Annotated in this window: 16 protein-coding genes; 9 read left to right on the top strand and 7 right to left on the bottom strand. The window is 65.1% G+C overall.

Annotated features, from left to right (window positions below; translation table 11 throughout):
- Window positions 1–26 precede the first annotated feature (26 nt).
- Genes AB4Z46_RS16245 through AB4Z46_RS16225 form a run of 5 tightly spaced genes read right to left on the bottom strand, consistent with a single transcriptional unit; the run spans window position 27 to window position 4,432 of the window.
- Window positions 27–1,031, bottom strand: coding sequence for a TRAP transporter substrate-binding protein (locus AB4Z46_RS16245; protein WP_442284545.1), 1,005 nt, complete (start codon window positions 1,029–1,031; stop codon window positions 27–29).
- Between the two features lie 45 nt (window positions 1,032–1,076).
- Entirely contained in the window at window positions 1,077–2,357 is a 1,281-nt protein-coding gene (locus AB4Z46_RS16240; protein WP_442284544.1) for a TRAP transporter large permease, read from the bottom strand.
- Entirely contained in the window at window positions 2,354–2,914 is a 561-nt protein-coding gene (locus AB4Z46_RS16235; protein ID WP_442284543.1) for a TRAP transporter small permease, read from the bottom strand. The genes AB4Z46_RS16240 and AB4Z46_RS16235 overlap by 4 nt, the downstream gene beginning before the upstream one ends.
- 43 nt (window positions 2,915–2,957) lie before the next feature.
- Window positions 2,958–3,401: a type II 3-dehydroquinate dehydratase gene (locus AB4Z46_RS16230; protein ID WP_442284542.1), complete on the bottom strand. Its 444-nt coding sequence runs from the start codon at window positions 3,399–3,401 to the stop codon at window positions 2,958–2,960.
- A gap of 20 nt (window positions 3,402–3,421) precedes the next feature.
- Window positions 3,422–4,432, bottom strand: a complete 1,011-nt coding sequence (locus AB4Z46_RS16225; RefSeq protein WP_442284541.1) for a TRAP transporter substrate-binding protein — start codon at window positions 4,430–4,432, stop codon at window positions 3,422–3,424.
- Window positions 4,433–4,656: 224 nt separating this feature from the next.
- Between AB4Z46_RS16225 and AB4Z46_RS16220 the strand changes: the two genes are divergently transcribed.
- The 3 genes from AB4Z46_RS16220 (at window position 4,657) to AB4Z46_RS16210 (ending at window position 7,574) form a co-directional block, all read left to right on the top strand.
- Complete coding sequence (locus AB4Z46_RS16220; protein ID WP_442284540.1) at window positions 4,657–5,439, top strand: IclR family transcriptional regulator; 783 nt, start codon at window positions 4,657–4,659, stop codon at window positions 5,437–5,439.
- A gap of 117 nt (window positions 5,440–5,556) precedes the next feature.
- The gene (locus AB4Z46_RS16215) at window positions 5,557–6,411 is read left to right on the top strand and encodes a hypothetical protein (RefSeq protein WP_442284539.1); all 855 of its coding nucleotides are present in this window, start codon (window positions 5,557–5,559) and stop codon (window positions 6,409–6,411) included.
- A gap of 89 nt (window positions 6,412–6,500) precedes the next feature.
- The gene (locus tag AB4Z46_RS16210; RefSeq protein WP_442284538.1) at window positions 6,501–7,574 is read left to right on the top strand and encodes a TAXI family TRAP transporter solute-binding subunit; all 1,074 of its coding nucleotides are present in this window, start codon (window positions 6,501–6,503) and stop codon (window positions 7,572–7,574) included.
- 52 nt (window positions 7,575–7,626) lie between these two features.
- Here the strand turns inward: AB4Z46_RS16210 and AB4Z46_RS16205 are convergent, their stop codons facing one another.
- Together AB4Z46_RS16205 and katG are read right to left on the bottom strand one after the other, a co-directional pair.
- A complete protein-coding gene (locus AB4Z46_RS16205) occupies window positions 7,627–7,857 on the bottom strand; it encodes a hypothetical protein (RefSeq protein ID WP_442284537.1) in 231 nt (76 codons plus the stop codon).
- A 122-nt stretch (window positions 7,858–7,979) separates the two neighbouring features.
- The gene (katG, locus tag AB4Z46_RS16200) at window positions 7,980–10,157 is read right to left on the bottom strand and encodes a catalase/peroxidase HPI (protein ID WP_442284536.1); all 2,178 of its coding nucleotides are present in this window, start codon (window positions 10,155–10,157) and stop codon (window positions 7,980–7,982) included.
- 153 nt (window positions 10,158–10,310) lie between these two features.
- On the opposite strand from katG, the gene AB4Z46_RS16195 reads away from it, so the two are divergent.
- The 6 genes from AB4Z46_RS16195 to AB4Z46_RS16170 all read left to right on the top strand — a co-directional run bounded on the left by AB4Z46_RS16195 (window position 10,311) and on the right by AB4Z46_RS16170 (window position 16,510).
- Window positions 10,311–10,982, top strand: a complete 672-nt coding sequence (locus AB4Z46_RS16195; protein WP_442284535.1) for a hypothetical protein — start codon at window positions 10,311–10,313, stop codon at window positions 10,980–10,982.
- Window positions 10,983–11,201: 219 nt separating this feature from the next.
- Window positions 11,202–12,335 carry an AI-2E family transporter gene (locus tag AB4Z46_RS16190; protein ID WP_442284534.1) on the top strand — a complete coding sequence of 378 codons (1,134 nt, stop codon included), beginning with the start codon at window positions 11,202–11,204 and terminating at the stop codon, window positions 12,333–12,335.
- Window positions 12,336–12,384: 49 nt separating this feature from the next.
- Complete coding sequence (locus AB4Z46_RS16185; RefSeq protein ID WP_442284533.1) at window positions 12,385–13,905, top strand: efflux transporter outer membrane subunit; 1,521 nt, start codon at window positions 12,385–12,387, stop codon at window positions 13,903–13,905.
- Window positions 13,902–15,017 (top strand): HlyD family secretion protein, encoded by a 1,116-nt coding sequence (locus AB4Z46_RS16180; protein WP_442284532.1) that lies wholly within the window; start codon window positions 13,902–13,904, stop codon window positions 15,015–15,017. The genes AB4Z46_RS16185 and AB4Z46_RS16180 overlap by 4 nt, the downstream gene beginning before the upstream one ends.
- Window positions 15,007–16,056, top strand: coding sequence for a DUF2955 domain-containing protein (locus tag AB4Z46_RS16175; RefSeq protein ID WP_442284531.1), 1,050 nt, complete (start codon window positions 15,007–15,009; stop codon window positions 16,054–16,056). Before AB4Z46_RS16180 ends, AB4Z46_RS16175 begins: the two co-directional genes overlap by 11 nt.
- 16 nt (window positions 16,057–16,072) lie before the next feature.
- Entirely contained in the window at window positions 16,073–16,510 is a 438-nt protein-coding gene (locus AB4Z46_RS16170) for an ion channel (protein ID WP_442284530.1), read from the top strand.
- Window positions 16,511–17,167 lie beyond the last annotated feature (657 nt).

Raw genomic sequence — 17,167 nt, 5'->3', positions numbered from 1 at the left:
GGCCGCGCCGGCGCGGCATCGGCGTTCTATTTCCGGGCCTTGGCGATCTCGGCCATGAGTTCCTTCACGGTCGCTTCGCCGACGGACGCGGTGTACTTGTCGATGACCGGCTTCACCTTCTCGCGCAGCCTGGCCATTTCCGCCGGAGGCAACTCGGTCACCGTCATGCCGGCCTGCTTGAGCGCCTCGAGCGCGCTGTCGGCCGCGCCGCGCGACGCCTGGCGCTGGAAGGTCGTGGCTTCGGCGGCCGAGTCGGCGATGATCTTCTTCTCCTGCTCGCTCATGCCGTCCCAGGTCTTCCTGCTGACGATCAGTGCCTGCGGGTTGTAGATGTGGCGGGTCTGCGTGAGGTACTTCTGCACCTCCGCAAACTTGGACGACAGGATCACCGTGTTGGGATTCTCCTGGCCGTCGACCGCCTTCTGGTCCAGCGCGGAATACAGCTCCGGGAAAGGCAGGGGCGTGGCATTGGCGCCCAGCGCGCTGAAGAGGTCCACGTAGATCGGCGACTGGATCACGCGAATCTTCAGGCCCGCGATGTCGTCCGCCTTGCCGATCGGGCGCTTGCTGTTGGTGAGGTTGCGAAAGCCGAGATCCCAATAGCCGAGGCCATGCAGGCCCTTTTCCTCCAGCTTGCCGAACAGCTTCTGGCCGAAGGGTCCGTCAGTGACCGCGTCCGCCTCCTGGCCGTTGTTGAAGAGGAAAGGGAAGTCGTAGGCAGCGAATTCCTTGACCTGTGCGCTGAGGATGCCGGCGTTCAAGACGGTGATCTCGACCGTGCCGCCTTGCAGCGCCGACACGGTCTGCAGGTCGCCGCCGAGCGAACCGCCGGGGAACAGCTTGACGGTGATCTGCCCGCCCGATTTCGAAGACACCAGATCGGCGAACTTCTGCGCGCCCTGCGCTTGCGGGTGGCCGGTCTGGTTCTGGAACGCGAACTTCAGCGTGCGCTCCTTGACCTGCGCGCCGGCGCCGGCCATCGCCAGCATCGCGGCGGCGGCGATCAACGTCTTCCAGATGCGAATCTTCATGGGAGTGTCTCCTGTCGGTTTTGAGTGAAGCGGGTGCGGCGGGTGTCAGGCGCCGAGCAATCTGGCCGGCCAGATGACCAGCCACGGGAACAGCACCATCACGAACATGATCACGAACTCCGCGATCATGAAAGGCACCACGCCCTTGGTGACGTCGTCCATCGAGATGCGTCCCACCCCGGCGACCACGTTGAGCACGGTTCCCACCGGCGGCGTGACCAGGCCGATGGAGTTGTTGATGATGAAGAGCACGCCGAAGTAGACGGGGTCGATGCCCGCCGCCTTCACGATGGGCATGAGCACGGGCGTGAGGATCAGGATGGTCGGCGTCATGTCCATCGCGGTGCCGACGATCATCACCAGCACCATGATGGCGAACATCAGCAGGATCTTGCTGCCCATGAAGGGCTCCAGCAGTCCGACCACCTTCGACGGCAGATCGGCCACCGTGATCAGCCATGCGCTGACCATCGCGGCGGCGATGAGGAACATCACGATGGCGCTCGTCTTGGCGGCACTGACGAAGATGCCGTACAGGTCCTTCCAGCGCAGTTCGCGGTAGATCACGGTCGAGACGAACAGTGCGTACACCGCGGCGACCACGGCCGCTTCGGTCGGCGTGAAGACGCCCATGCGCAGACCGACCAGGATGATCACCGGCAGGAACAGCGCCCACAGTGCCTGGCGGAACGCCCGCATGATTTCCACGCCCGACTTGCGCGGCGGCGGAACGATCTTCTCGCTGCGTACCAGCCAGGCCCAGGTCAGCCACAGGGCCGCGCCGATCAGCAGGCCGGGCACGATGGCCGCCAGGAACAGCTTGGAGATGGAGACGTTGGCCGCGACGCCGAAGATCACGAGCCCGATGCTGGGCGGAATGACGGGGCCGATGACGCCGGTGGCGGCAATCAGTCCGCCGGAGCGCGCCTTGTCGTGCCCGGCGCTGACCATCATGGGCAGCAGCAAGGCGGTCAAGGCCGCGGCATCGGCCACTGCCGAGCCCGACAGCGCCGACAGCAGGCACCCGGCCAGAATGGTCACGTAGCCCAGGCCGCCTTTCACATGGCCGACCAGCGCCATGGCGAAATCGACGATGCGTCGCGAGAGTCCGCCGACATTCATGATCTCGCCGGCGAGCATGAAGAAGGGAACCGCCAGCAGCGGAAAGCTGTCGGCGCCGCCGATGACGTTCTGCGCGAGGATCTGCGCATCGAACAGGTCGAGGTGCCACATCAGCGCCACCCCGCTGGCCAGCAGCGAGAACGCGATGGGAATGCCCATGGCCATCGCCAGCAGCAGCGAGCCCACGAAGACGAGGATGGTCATGGCTTGCCCCCGGGGCCCGGGCCGGCGCCGAGAATCTGCTGGAGTTGCACCGCCTCCTCGGACTCCTGGATCATGACCAGCTCGTCATCGGCGATTTGTCCGCTCAGGATCCGATAGAGATCCAGCGCGAGGATGGCCGCCGCCAGCACCGAGAACACGATGCCCACGCTGTAGACGATGGCCATCGAGGCGCCTGTCACGGGGGCGGTCACGTCCCAGTTGATGCGGGTCTGCGCCAGGCTGCCCTGGAACAGCAGCCAGACGATGTAGAGCATCACCAGGTGGCCGGCGACGGCGCAGAACTTCTTTCCGGCCGGCGGCAGCTTCTGGACCACCATGTCCATGCCCAGGTGGCCGTGCTCCTTCAAGGCCACGAGCGCACCGAGAAACGTGACCCAGATGAAGAGCCAGCGCGAGACTTCCTCCGACACGGTGATGCCGGAGTTGAAGCCGTAGCGCAGCACCACGTTGCCGAACACCAGCACCACCATCACCGCCAGGAAGAAGGCGATGACGGCCTCGATGGCCTTGCAGCTTCGATCGATCCATCGGTTCATGTTGATCCGTGACTTCGTGGTTGATCGGCGAGGGGATGCGGGTTCAGGCCTGCGTCTCGCGCAGCGTCTCGACGAGCGCGCGCAGCGCCGCAAGGTACGAGATCGGCCCCAGCCCCTGGATGGTGGCCTTGACCGCCGGCGAAATGATCGAGTGCGTTCGCCACGTTTCGCGCGTCGCGATGTTGGACATGTGCACTTCCAGCGTCGGAAACGGCATGGCCTTGATCGCATCGTGCAAGGGCACGCCATGCTGCGTCAGGCCGGCGGGGTTGACCAGCGCGCCCTGCGCCTCGTCGATGTTCCGGTGCAGGAAGTCGATCAGATCGCCTTCGTGGTTCGACTGGATGATGTCGAGCGTCACGCCCAGTTCGGCGGCGAGCTTCTCCAGCCGGGCGTTGATTTCGGCCAGCGTCGTCGTGCCGTAGATGTGCGGCTCGCGACGCCCGAAGAGGTTGAGGTTGGGGCCGTGCAGGACGAGGATTTTCATGGGATGCCTTGCCGTAGGACTCACTTGCGGATGCGGGCAAGTTCGTCGTTGTAGAGCTTGACGATCGCGGGGTCGTAGCTGGCGGCGAAGCGGTCGATGACGGGCTTGGCGATCTGGCGCATGCGCGACTGCTCGGCCGGGCTCACCTCGTTGAACTGCATGCCCTTGGACTGCAGGTCGCCCACCGATTTCTGCGCAGCGGCGCGGCTCACCTGGCGCTGGTAGCCGCGCGCTTCGTCGGCGGCTTCGCGCATCCACTTCTGCTCGCTGGGCGAGAGCTGGTCCCAGAACTTCTTGCTGACCAGCACGATGTTGGCGGCATACACGTGGTTCGTCGCGCTCAGGAACTTCTGCACCTCGAAGAACTTGTTCGACAGGATCACCGAGAACGGGTTTTCCTGGCCGTCGACGGCCTTCGATTCCAGCGCGCCATAGAGCTCCGCGAACGGCATCGGCACCGGGTTGGCCTTGAAGGCCTTGAAGGTGTCGAGGAACACCGGGTTCGGGATCACGCGGATCTTCAGGCCCTCGAGGTCGTCGGCCCTGGTGATGGGGCGCTTGCTGTTCGTGACGTTGCGAAAGCCCAGGTCCCAGTAGCCCAGCGCGACCAGGCCCTTCTCGGGCAACTTGGCGATCAGCGCCTGCCCCATCGGGCCGTCGAGCAGTGCGTCGGCCTGCGCGAAGGTGCTGACCGCGAAGGGAAAGTCGACCAGGCCGAACTCCTTGACGATGCCCGCCAGCGACGTGGTGGCGGGCGCCGACATCTGCTGCACGCCGCCTTGCAGCGCGGACTGCTGCTGCAGCTCGTTGCCCAGCTGGGACGCGGGGAATTCCTGCACCTTCATCTTGCCGCCGCTCTTGGCGGCCAGCAGTTCCGCGAAGCGCTTGACGCCGAAGCTCACCGGGTGGTCGGCATTGTTCAGGTGGCCGAAGCGGATCACGCGCTCCTGGCCGTCCTGTGCGAATGCGGGGGCAGCCAGGGCGAGGGAGAGGCCGGCAGCCGCCAGCAGGCGAGGGAGTAGGGTTCTCAAGAAGGGCTCCAGACGACGTGAATTCGGGGTGCGGCGGATGCTCTTGGGCGCGGTCCGATGCAGGATGCGGCGCGATCTTAGCGATCTGTGGAAAAGTTTTCCATAAGTAGAAACGCTTTCCGGAAACGCGGTACATTGACGTCCGGCTTGCCTGCGCGCGGCGCGCGCGCCGCCGTCGCCGCGAGTCGGGCGGGGGGATTTGGACAGGTCTTCAGGGTCAAGGAATGAGCGCAATACTGGAACGCAGCTTCAAGCTGATGGAGCACCTCGCCGAACATCCGGAGGGCCGGCAGTTGTCTGCGTTGGCCACCGATCTCGGCATGCCGCTGAGCGCGACGCACCGCCTGCTGGCCGAACTGATCCGCTGCGGCTACGTACGGCAGGACCAGAGTCACGGCGACTACTCGCTGACCATCAAGCTGGTCTCGCTCGGCCTGAGTTTTCTGAGCAACAGCGGCATCGTGGATGTGGCGCAGCCCTTGCTCGACCGACTCGCGGCCGAGTCGGGCGAACTGGTCCGCCTGGCGGTGGTCGACGGCGACGAACTCACCTTTGTCGCCAAGGCGCAGGGTGCGACGCGCGGCCTGCGCTACGACCCGGACATGGGCCTGTCGGTCAATCTGTCGTGCAGCTCGGCCGGCCATGCGTGGTTGTCGACGATGACGGATGAACAGGCGCTCGAACTCATCGCCAGGCAGGGCTTCGGCAAACCCGGCGAATTCGGGCCGAAGGCGCCGACGACCGTCAAGGCGGTGCTCGCTTTCGTTCGAAGTGCGCGCAAGCGCGGCTTCAGCATGATCAACGAGGTGTTCGCGCCGGCCATGACCGCCATGGCCGCGCCGGTGAGAAGCGGCAACGGCGCCGTGATCGGGGTGATCACGATCGCCGGCCCCCTGGTTCGATTGACGGAAGAACGCATGCTGGCGCTCGGCCCGGCCCTTGTCGCCACCGCGGAGGAGGTCGCACATGCGAGCGGGGGGTCGGCGATGTTCAAGCGACGCGCCTGACCGCACCTCGCCCCACGGGCGGGGCGGCCCATGAAAACGAGCTTGGTTCGGCGCGAAAGTAGGTCCAGAATCAAAAAATCGCTCGATCCCGCGGCGAGCATGAACCTTGTGTGAACCATGGCAAACCCGGCCGACCTGGACCCATCGTTCTCAGTACCCTGCAGGCGATGCGCTGCGATGCTGCAGGCAGGGAACCGCTTTTGCCCGTTCTGCTTCGAGGATCAGCTGGCCACGCTCGAGACTGACGATGCAAGACCGCCTGCCATGACCGGGCGCGGCGCCGCTGCTGAAAATGAAGCGCGGGCCCCCGTGGTCATCGACTTCGCGGACACCGTGCAGGCGGATGCGGAGGAAGTCATCCACATCCCCGGCCCCACGGGCGCGGCGAACGAGGAATCGGACCTCGAAATCGGCCTTGTCCGACCTGGCGCCTTCTGGCAAACGGAAGCCTCGGGAGGCGGCGCCAAGGCGCGCTGGGCGGCGCGTTTCGCGACCCCCCAGCGCAAGGTGATCGCCATCGCATGCGCGCTGGTCTTGATCGGGCTCGCTGCTCTGGGGCTCGAGCGCGCCTATTTCGACGATCAGAACGAGGCCGGCAGGCTGCGAGCCTTCAGCGCCGGTGTCGAGCGCGTGCAGGACGCCCTGAACCGCGGCGACCTGGGTGCCGCGGAGCAGGGCCTCGAGATCCTGGATGCCGACCATGCGGAAGACCCTGGCGTTCGGGCGCTGAAGGAGGCTTTGGATCGGCGCGTGCAAGAACAGGCCGCCACGCGTGAACAGCTTCCGGACCCCGCCCTGAAGGTGTCCAGGGCGCTTCGACGCAACGAGGCCGCGGCGTCGGCTGCTCCAGCCCCGTTGGCTCCGGAAGCGCCCGTGCCCGCCATTTCTGCGCCCGCCATCGGCACCGCCGGATCGCAGGAGAAAGAGTGCAGCGAAGCGCTCGCGGCGCTGGCCTTGTGCGCGAAGAAATAGGGAGAACGAGAGCGTCCGAACGAGACACTGAGCAGCAACAATGAGCCAGGCATCACCTGGTGGTATCGCCAACCTTCGATGGAGCCAGTATGCCTATCAGATCCCTGTTGACCGGACTGTTGTGGATGGCCTTCCTTGCGTGCGCGGCCGCGGCGCCCCGGGCGGAGTACAAGATCGTCACCGCATCGAAAACCGGCACCTACATCCAGATCGGCCGGGACCTCGCCACGTGGGTTGCCGAGCCCGCCGACATCGACCTCGAAGTCCTCGAGTCGAAGGGCTCGGCGGAGAACGTCCAGCGCATGCGCTTCGAGCCCGGCGTCAAGCTGGCCTTGGTGCAGTCCGACGTCTACCAGGCGTTTCTGGACGAGGCGAAGGCGGGCAACGCCGATGCCGGCAACATCATCCGTCCACTGCGCCTCGTCATGCCGCTCTATGACGAGGAGATCTATTTCGTCGCCCGCGCCGACTCGCCGCTGAACAGCATCCACGAGATCAGGAACAAGGTGATCGGCGTCGGCCCGCTGGGCAGCGGCACGGCGCTCACGTCGAGAACGCTGTACCAGCTGATGTTCGGGGAGCCGCTGCCGACTGCCAACGCGCAATACCTGAGCAACGAGGAGGCGCTGGCCAGGCTCACGGTCGACAAGTCGATCGACGTCGCCATCATCGTTGCCGGACAGCCGGCCAAGCTGTTCTCGGACATGAAGGCCGAGGCGCGCAACTACATCAAGATCCTGAAGCTCGACGATGCAGCGCCAGAGACGGCGCGGGCGAAGAAGACCTATTTCCCCGCGGTGATACGCGCCGCCAGCTATCCGACATGGCTCAAGGCCGACGTGACCACGCTGACCGTCAAGGCCTACCTGGTCACCTACGACTACGGACTGCAGTCGACGGTCGGGAATCTGGGCCGCTTCGCCGAATCCCTTTGCATCAATTTCGACAAGCTCCAGGCCAACGGCCATCCCAAGTGGAAGCAAGTGCGCCTGGAACTCCCGGCCCTGAGCCAGGGGTGGCGCTACTACGCGCCGATGGAAAAGCGCATGCGTACCTGCATTGCCCGCCGTGCGGCTGTCGCTGCTTCGACCGCCGTCCAGGCGCCGCCGCCATCGCGCGCTTGCACGGAGCAGGAACTGGTGCTGGGGATCTGCAGGCGGTGAGTGGGGCGACGGTCATGCGCGCGGTCGATTTCGGCCTCGCGCTGCGCCGCCTCTAGAGCAATGTCCGCAATCGGCGCTGGGCGCGGTCGAGTCCGACGACCAAGCGGTTCTCGATACTCTCCGCCTCCGTGATTCGCTCGTCGAGCCATGCCGCATCCGCGCATCCGACTTGGGACATCTTCTGCATCATGACGCAGATGAGGGCGTTTTGGTCCGTGATCAGCCCATCCCAGAGGGCGATATCCGCCTGGGCGCCTTGTATTTCCACGTAGCTGGCCGTCATCGCTGTCTCCTGCCCGCTTGTCTGCATAGCGTAGCACTGCGCCGCCTCGGGAGGAGGAGGGCAAAGACGAATGCCGGTTGGTGAAGGCCCATCGCCACGGCGTGCGATGGCCTCCCCAGGCCCTAGACCATGTCGAAGCGGCCAAGGTTCATCACCTTGGTCCATGCTGCGACGAAGTCCTTCACGAACTTCTCCTGCGCGTCCGAGCTGCCGTAGACCTCGGCCAGGGCGCGCAGCACTGAATTGGAGCCGATGGCCAGGTCCACGCGCGTCGCGCTGCCCTTGCGCTCGCCCGTCTTGCGGTCGACTCCCTCGTACAGGTTGTTCTCGCCGGGCACCGCCTTCCAGATCGTGTTCAGGTCGAGCAGGCGCACGAAGAACTCGTTGGTCAGCGTGTGCTCCTTCTGGCTGAAGATGCCGTGCTTGGTGGCACCGACGTTGGCGCCCAGGGCGCGCATGCCGCCCACCAGCACCGTCATCTGGGGCGCGGTCAGGGTGAGCAGCTGCGCCTTGTCGATCAGCAGCGCATCGGCGGGAACGCTGTAGTCCTTCTTGAGGTAGTTGCGGAAGCCGTCGGCCACCGGCTCGAGCACCGCCATGGCTTGCACGTCGGTCTGCGCCTGCGACGCGTCCATGCGGCCCGGGGTGAAGGGCACCGTCACATCGTGACCGGCGTTCCTGGCCCCCTGCTCGACGCCGGCGCAGCCGGCCAGGACGATCAGGTCGGCCATCGATACCTTCTTGCCGCCCGATTGCGCCTTGTTGAACTCGCCCTGGATGGCTTCCAGCGTATTGAGCACCTTGGCCAGCCTGGCCGGCTCGTTGACCTCCCAGTCCTTTTGAGGCGCGAGGCGGATGCGGCCGCCGTCGGAGCCGCCCCGCATGTCGGAGCCTCGGTAGGTGGAGGCCGAGGCCCAGGCCGTCAGCACCAGGTCGGACACCGACAGGCCCGAGGCCAGCACCTTGGTCTTGAGCGCCGCGATGTCCTTGTCGCCGACAAGGGGATGGTCGACCTTCGGAATCGGGTCCTGCCAGATCAGCTCTTCGGCGGGCACTTCCGGGCCGAGGTAGCGCGCGCGCGGGCCCATGTCGCGATGCGTCAGCTTGAACCAGGCGCGCGCAAACGCGTCGGCAAGCTGCTCGGGGTGCTCGAGGAAGCGCCGCGAGATCTTTTCGTAGGCGGGGTCGAAGCGCAGTGAAAGATCGGTGGTCAGCATGGTGGGCACGCGCTTCTTCGACTTGTCGTGGGCATCCGGAATGTCCGCCGCAGCGCCCTTGGCCTGCCACTGTCCCGCGCCGGCCGGGCTCTTGACCGCTTCCCACTCGAACTTGAACAGGTTCTCGAAGAAATGGTTGCTCCACTGCGTCGGCGTCTGCGACCAGGTGACTTCCAGGCCGCTACCGATCGCATCGCCGGCGATGCCGCTGGCGTGGGTGCTTTTCCAGCCCATGCCCATCTCCTCCAGATCGGCCGCTTCCGGGACCGAGCCGACGAGGTCCGCCGGGCCGGCGCCGTGGGTCTTGCCGAAAGTGTGGCCGCCGGCGATCAGGGCGACGGTTTCCTCGTCGTTCATCGCCATGCGGGCGAAGGTTTCGCGGATGTCCCTGGCCGCCGAGACCGGGTCCGCGTTGCCGTTCGGGCCTTCCGGGTTGACGTAGATCAGGCCCATCTGCACCGCGGCGAGCGGGTTTTCCAGGTCGCGGTCGCCGGTGTAGCGCTTGTCCTCCAGCCACGTCGTTTCCTTGCCCCAGTAGACGTCCTGGTCGGGCTCCCAGGTGTCCGGGCGGCCGCCGCCGAAGCCGAAGGTCTTGAAGCCCATCGATTCCAGGGCCACGTTGCCGGTCAGGATCATCAGGTCGGCCCAGGAGATCTTGCGGCCGTACTTCTGCTTGATCGGCCACAGCAGTCGGCGCGCCTTGTCGAGGTTGACGTTGTCGGGCCAGCTGTTGAGCGGCGCAAAGCGCTGCTGGCCACGGCCGCCGCCGCCACGCCCGTCGCCGGTACGGTAGGTACCGGCACTGTGCCAGGCCATACGGATGAACAGCGGCCCGTAGTGGCCGAAGTCCGCCGGCCACCAGTCCTGCGAGTCCGTCATCAGCGCACGCAGATCCTTCTTCAGCGACTCGTAGTCGAGGCTCTTGAACTCCTTCGCGTAGTCGAAGTCCTCGCCCATGGGATCTGACTTGGAGGAGTGCTGGTGAAGCAGGTCCACCCGCAGCTGGTTGGGCCACCAGTCACGATTGACATGGCCCCCCGCATGGGGGAATGGGCACTTGGCTTCCGCTTGTGTCTCGCTCATGGTGAATCTCCAGTTCTTTGATTGAAGATCTCTGCATTCTGGATGCCGCACGGACGAATCGGGCAAAGGCTTTGCCTATGACGGTCATAGGATTGATCGCGTTGACGGACCGTGGCCGAAGGGCGGCCGCGGAACGGGCCCATGGAGGCGGGATTGACGAACGTCAACGTGACGCGCTCGATATGGATCATGCTTGGCACCCTTCCCGACCATCGCGAAAGGGGGATTCTCATGAAGATCGCAACTTCGCTCATAGCGATCGCAATGCTGGGTACGCTGCTGGCGCCCGCTGTCTCGCAGGGCAAGCCCGCCCGAGAGGTTGCGGCCTCGGCGAGCCCCGGCACGGGGACGCTCAAGGAGGTGATCAGGGCCACGGGGGTCATCCAGGCGATGGACCTCGAGAAGCGCCATGTCACCATCAAGGATTCCAAAGGCAAGGTGCATGTGTTCGGAATCGGTCCCGAGGCACGAAACCTCGAGCAGCTCAAGGTCGGTGACAAGGTGACCGTCCGTTACGCGCAGGCGCTCACGTTGACCTTGATGAAGGATGGCAAGGAACTGCGCAGCAGGGTCGAGACCATGAGCGGCGACAGGGCCAAGGCAGGCGAACGCCCGGGCGGTGCGGTCGGAGAAAAGGTCGAGGTCACCGCGGACGTGGTGGCCGTGAACAGGAAGACTCACATGATCACGCTGCGCGGGACGGAATACGAGGTGGACCTGACGGTCCGCGATCCCGACCAGCTGAAGATGATCAAGGTGGGCGATCAGGTCCATGCGGTCTACACCGAGGCGGTGGCGCTGTCGGTCGAGCCTGCGAAGAAGTAGAGCGGGGTGGGTGCCTGCCTTGCGCAGACCCCTTTCGCATCGGACCCGTACGACGACAACCACTGGGCGGCGGCGCGCAGAAAGGTTGAAGATGGCCGGGGCGGCAAGCCTTTGCGAGAAACCAGCACGAGTCATGCGTGGTGCCGTGTTGAGAGTCATCAGTCGATGTGAAACGACTCAGGACAATTCCGACGTCGTCTACTTTCGAAGGGTCGACCCATGAGAACGCTTCTCCAGCCCGATCTCGTACGCGAAACGCGGATGTCCAGGAAGCTGATGGATGTCTTCATCCGGGCCGGACTGGTCCTGGCCCTGACGCTGCTTTGCTACAAGATCTTTTCGCCCTTCATCACCATGATGGCCTGGGCGCTGATCCTGGCAGTGACGATGTATCCGGGCCACCAGGTGCTGGCCGGCCGGTTGGGCGGGAAACAGGGTCTGGCTGCCACCTTGCTCGTGGTGGGCGGCATTGCGCTGATCGTGGTGCCCATGGCCGTGGTCCTGGGCTCGATGGGCGATTCGGTCCACGAGACGATCGAGCGGGTGAAAGACAACGAGTTTGCGATTCCCGCGCCGCCTGCGCGCGTTGCCGAGTTGCCCATCGTCGGCTCGAAGCTGCACGGCCTCTGGTCGCTCGCGCATACGGACATGCCGGCGGTCATTCAGAGGATGCAGCCGGAGCTCGGCGAACTGGCCGCCAAGGCGCTGGCGATGGTGGCGAGCATTGGCGGAACCATACTGCTCTTCATGTTCTCGTTCATCATCGCCGGCATCATCATGGCCTTCGGAGAGTCGGGGGCCGAAGCCGCGCAGTCCATCCTCGGGCGCATCGTCGGCAGCCGACGAGGCGAGGAGTTTGCTGCGCTCGCCACCTCGACCATCCGCGCAGTGGCCCTGGGCGTGGTCGGCGTGGCCTTCATTCAGGCGATGGCCGTGGGCATCATCCTGATCCTTGCCCAGATTCCCTTCGCCGGCGTTCTGGCCGTGATCGTGCTGGTGCTGGGCATCGCGCAGGTCCCGGCACTGCTGGTCACCGTGCCGGTCATCGCCTACGTCTGGCTCAGCAAGGACTACGAGACCGTGCCGGCCGTCGTCAACTCGGTGCTTCTTGTGGTCGCCGGCATGCTCGACAACGTGCTGAAGCCGCTCTTGCTGGGGCGGGGCGTGGATGCGCCCATGCCGGTGGTTCTGATCGGTGCCCTGGGCGGACTGGCGGGCGCCGGCATCCTGGGCATGTTCCTCGGCGCCACGGCGCTTAGCCTTGGCTATCAGATCCTCATGCGGTGGGTCGCGACCGATCCGGACCTCGTCGACCCGGTCGAACTGGAGGGCGAGCCGCCGATCGTGTCCTGAACCGATGCCTGAGATGCCTTCGATGGGGTCGAGCTTGCGAATCCTGGCCTTGGCCGGCGCCGCCGCGACGCTCGGGGGATGCACCACGGTGGGCCCCGATTTCGAGCGGCCCCGCGTGCCGTGGCTGTCGGGGTGGAGCGGCGGTTCGCTGGAAACTCTCGCCGCCGACCTGAGGCGTCCACGCAATGGGTCGCTGCCGCAGTGGTGGCACAACTTCAACGACCCCGTGCTCGACCAACTCGTCGCCGAGGCGCAGCGCGTCAATCCGAACGTGCGGATCGCCGGCCTGCGCATCATGGAGGCGCGGGCGCAGCTCGGCATTGCCGACAGCACGCGCTATCCGCAGGTGCAGCAGGCAACAGCCCAAGTGCTCGGCGTCGGCGAGCAGCGTTCAAGCGGGCGCGACACCAGTGCGTGGACTGCGAATGTCGGGTTCAGCCTGGGTTGGGAGATCGACTTCTGGGGCAAGTTCAGGCGTAGCATCGAGTCGGCGGACGCTGCCTATCTCGCCAGCATCGCCCAGTACGACGATATTCAGGTGCTGATGGCGGCCCAGGTCGCCGGCTTGTACTGCACGATCCGCACGGTGGAACTGCGGCTGCGGATCTCTCGCGAGAATGCGGAACTGCAAAAGCGCAGCCTCCAGATCACGGAGCTTCACTTCAAGAGCGGCAACGAGTCCGAGCTGGACGTCCAGCAGGCCAAGGCCCAGTACCTGGGCACGCTCTCGACCGTGCCCCCGCTGGAGATCGCGCTGCGCCAGGCGCAAAACGCCTTGAGCATCCTGCTGGCCCGCCCGCCGGGCCCCTTGCCTGAGATGGAAGAAGGGAAAGAAAGGATCCCGCAGGCCGGCCTGGACGTCATCGTCGACATGCCGGCCCAGCTGCTGCGACGCCGCCCTGATGTGCGGGCGGTGGAAATGCAGCTGGCTGCGCAGTCCGCCCTGATCGGCGTGAGCGTGGCCGATCTCTATCCCTCCATTTCTCTGCTGGGCGCGCTGGGTCTGTCGGGCTCGACGCTCGAGGGCGCATCGAGGGTCTTGAGCGGCACCATCGGGCCCAGTCTGGTCTGGAATGTGTTCGACCATGGACGGTTGACCAACACCGTGCTGGTGCAGGACGCGCGGTTCCAGCAACTCTATGAGCAGTACCAGAACACGGTGTTGCAAGCGGCTCGCGACGTCGACGATGCATCGGTCGGCTTTACCAAGACCGGCGAGCAGATCGTGCTGCTGGCAGATGCGGTGAAGGCCGCGCAGCGTTCGCTGGAAATCGCCGACAGGCAATACAACGAGGGCTTGGTCGACTTCCAGCGCGTGCTCGACTCGCAGCGCACGCTCTTCAGCGAGCAGGACCAGCTGGTTGCCAGCCGCGGCAGCCAGTCGCAGAGCCTGATCACCCTCTACAAGGCCATGGGAGGTGGATGGGAGGCGGCCCGCAGCCGGCCGGTGCTCGACGACGCGACGCAAGAGGCCATGGGTCGGCGCAGCGATTGGAAGGGGCTGTTGGCCGCTCCGTTGCCGGCGCCCGGCGACGCCGTGCTTCCCCCTCCGGAAGGGACAAGACCATGAGCGACGAACCCAGGCAGCCCACGGTGCCGCCGCCCGAAAGCGGCAAGGGCGCGCGCCTCGGCGCGATCGTCGTCCTGGTGCTGATCGTCGCCAGCCTCGTCTGGTATTTCGTTTCGGATCGCCTGACGCCCTACACGTCGCAGGCCCGGGTGCAGGCCTTTGTGGTGCCGGTGGCGGCGGAAGTGTCGGGCCGGGTGCTGAAGGTGCATGTCAAGAACAATGACAGCGTGGAACCTGGACAACAGCTCTTCGAGATCGACCCGACGCAATACCGCATCGCGCTGCAACGCAGCCGTTCCGACTATGAGTCGGTTCGGCGCTCGGTCAATGCATCGGTGGCTTCCGTGGAAGCCGCCCAGGCTGGTCTGCGGGCGGCCACGGCCAACTATGTCTACGCCCGGCAGGACGCAACGCGACTGGAGCAGATCTTTGCGGAAGACCCCGGCGCGATTTCCATCCGCCGGGTCCAGAGCGCGCAGGCCAGCCGGGTCAAGGCACTCAGCCAGGAGCAGGCCGCCCGTGTCGACCTGATTCGCGCCCAGGAAGCCGCGGGCGACAGCGGCGACAAGAATGCGCAACTGATCAGCGCCCGATCGGCGGTCGACAAGGCCGAACTGGACATGCAGCGCACCGAGGTGGCCGCGCCCGGCCGCGGCCTCGTGACCGACCTGCGCACCGACGTCGGGCAGTTCGTGCAGGCTGGCGCGCCCGTCATGACGCTGATCACGATTCGCGATCTCTGGATCAGCGCGGACATGACCGAGAACAATCTCGGCAACATCAAGCCGGGCGATGCGGTGGCCATCGTGCTCGACGTGATGCCGGGCAGCGTGCTGAAGGGAAGGGTCCGCAGCGTCGGGGCCGGTGTCGCCAGCGGGCAGCCCGCACAGCCCGGAACGCTGCCGACGATCGAGAACAGTCGCGACTGGCTGCGGCAGGCGCAGCGTTTTCCGGTGGCCATCGAATTCGATCCGTCCGAGCGCGAAAAGCTGCGCGCCGTGCGGGTGGGGGGGCAGGCCGAAGCGCTGATCTACACCGGCGATCACGGGCTGATGAACTGGCTGGGAACGGGCTTCATCCACATGATGAGCATGCTGTCCTATGTCTACTGAACGCCGCCGCATGGGACCGGCCGACAAGGCCGTGCTGCGGCTGGCCATCGGCCTGGGCCTCGCGGTGCTCGTCGCCTACGGGCTTGCGCTGAAGGCACCCTACGCAGTCTGCGTGGTCGCCGTGCTGATTCTGTGCAAGGCGGGGCCGCCGATCCCGCTTTTCAAGGGCATCGTCTTCGCCTTCATTGTTCTCGCGCTGATGGCGGCAGGGGTGCTGGTGGTTCCGGTACTGCAACACTACGCGCTGGCCGGCGTGCTGCTGACGGGCGCGTTGCTCTACGCGGTGTTCTATTCGGGCGCGCGCAAGGCCAATCCGGTGACGACGATTCTCGTGATGGCCGTTGCCTTGATTCCGGTGGTCGGGGTGGTGGCGCAGGTCCTGGCCTTCCAGATCGGCGCGACCCTCGCGGTAGGCCTTTGCATCGGCGTGCTGGTGAGCGGCGCTTCGCATGCGCTGTTCCCCGATCTCCCTGCACCTGCCAGCAAGGAGGCGGCGCCCGAGGTCACTTCACGAGAATCGGCGAGTTGGACCGCATTGCGCGCCGTCGTGGTCGTCATGCCGGTCTTCGTGCTGGCGCTGACCAATCCCTCGTTCTATGTCGCCGCCATCATGAAGTCCGTCGCGCTGGGTCAGCAGGCCGGCTCTACAAGCGCCCGCGCGGCCGGACAGGAGCTCTTGGGGTCCACGATCATGGGCGCAGTGATCGCCGGATGCGTCTGGATTGGCCTTTCACTGCGCCCCAATCTATGGATGTTGATGCTGTGGATGGCCGCGGCCGCACTCTGGGCAGGGACGCGGCTTTTTCGGGTCCGGCCCAACGCCTTGCCGCCTTCTTTCTGGGTCCAGTCGCTGGTGACCATGCTGCTCCTGCTGGGACCGGCCATCGAGGACAGCGGCAGCGGCAAGGACGTGATCAAGGCATCGGCCATGCGCGTCGCCTTGTTCGTTGCCGTTGCGCTCTATGCATGGGTGACGGTGTGGGCGCTGGAACACTGGCGAGCCAGCCGATCCGATGCGCTGTCCTGCAGACAAGCCTGAACGGAGGAATCGCACCATGCTGATAAATCTGGCGATCGGGCTGCCGATCATCCTGCTGTGTCTGGTGCTCCAGGCCGCCGTCACGTTCTGGAGCGTTCGCTACTACATAGGCCAATCGAACCGCGTCACTTTCGCTCGTCCGTTCGTTCAGATTCGCTCGCTTCTGGTCGCGATGATCGCGCTGATACTGGGGAACTTCCTCCAGATCATGATCTGGGGATTGCTGTTCATGGTGCTGGGCGAGTTCGGCGAGTTGTACGAGGCGGTGTACCACTCGGCAGTGAACTTCAGTTCGCTGGGCTACGGTGACGTGGTCATGACCAAGCCCTGGAAGTTGCTGGGTCCGCTCGAGGCCGGGAACGGGGTGTTGATGTTCGGCCTGACCGGCGCTGCGTTGATGGCGATGCTGCAACAGATGATCAAGGCGCAATCGGAGCAGGGAAGGACCGAATAGCCGAGCTTCATCGTGCCGAAAGAATGGAACCCTCGCCCCGCGCTCACGCACCTCAGTCTAGGCTCCAGACCTTGAGGGTGGCCGCCGGCACATTGCTGAGACCCCACCAAGCGCCGGTTCAGGGGAAAACCATCGGACGGCAATTGTCTGTTCTTGCCGATGCCTGTATTGACGTTTGTCAGTGAATGCGAGTCATGAGAGTTTTGATTCGACGCCGGTCCGTGGGCGAAACGACCGCAGCACGGGCATGGCGCCTTTTCTTTCGATGTTGCAACTGGAAGTTGCCGAACTGCTCAACGTTGCCGAAGCGCAACTTGTGCAATGCAATTGTCACGCCAATTGAAACTGCAGGTTGCTGCTCCGCTCTGACGGCGAAACACCCAGTTTCATTCGTATATTCCAGCGGACTTGATCGCACCTATTGTCGACCTCGACTGGCTCGAGTAATCGGCTGTCTCGAAGGCTCAAGCTGAGGCTCTCTCATCGACATTGACAATGTGAGGAGAAATTCATGTTCGACCGACGCACCTTCGCAGCTTGCTGCGTGCTTGCCCTCCCGTATGGCGCCTGCCTTGCGCAGACCACGTTCGCAGCGGACCAGTACTACGACAACCGCTGGTACATCACGCCCTTCGGGTCGTACATCCATCCGGACGG

Source organism: Variovorax sp. M-6 (assembly GCF_052114385.1).
Classification (GTDB): domain Bacteria; phylum Pseudomonadota; class Gammaproteobacteria; order Burkholderiales; family Burkholderiaceae_C; genus Variovorax.
This window is presented reverse-complemented; position numbering and strand designations above follow the sequence as displayed.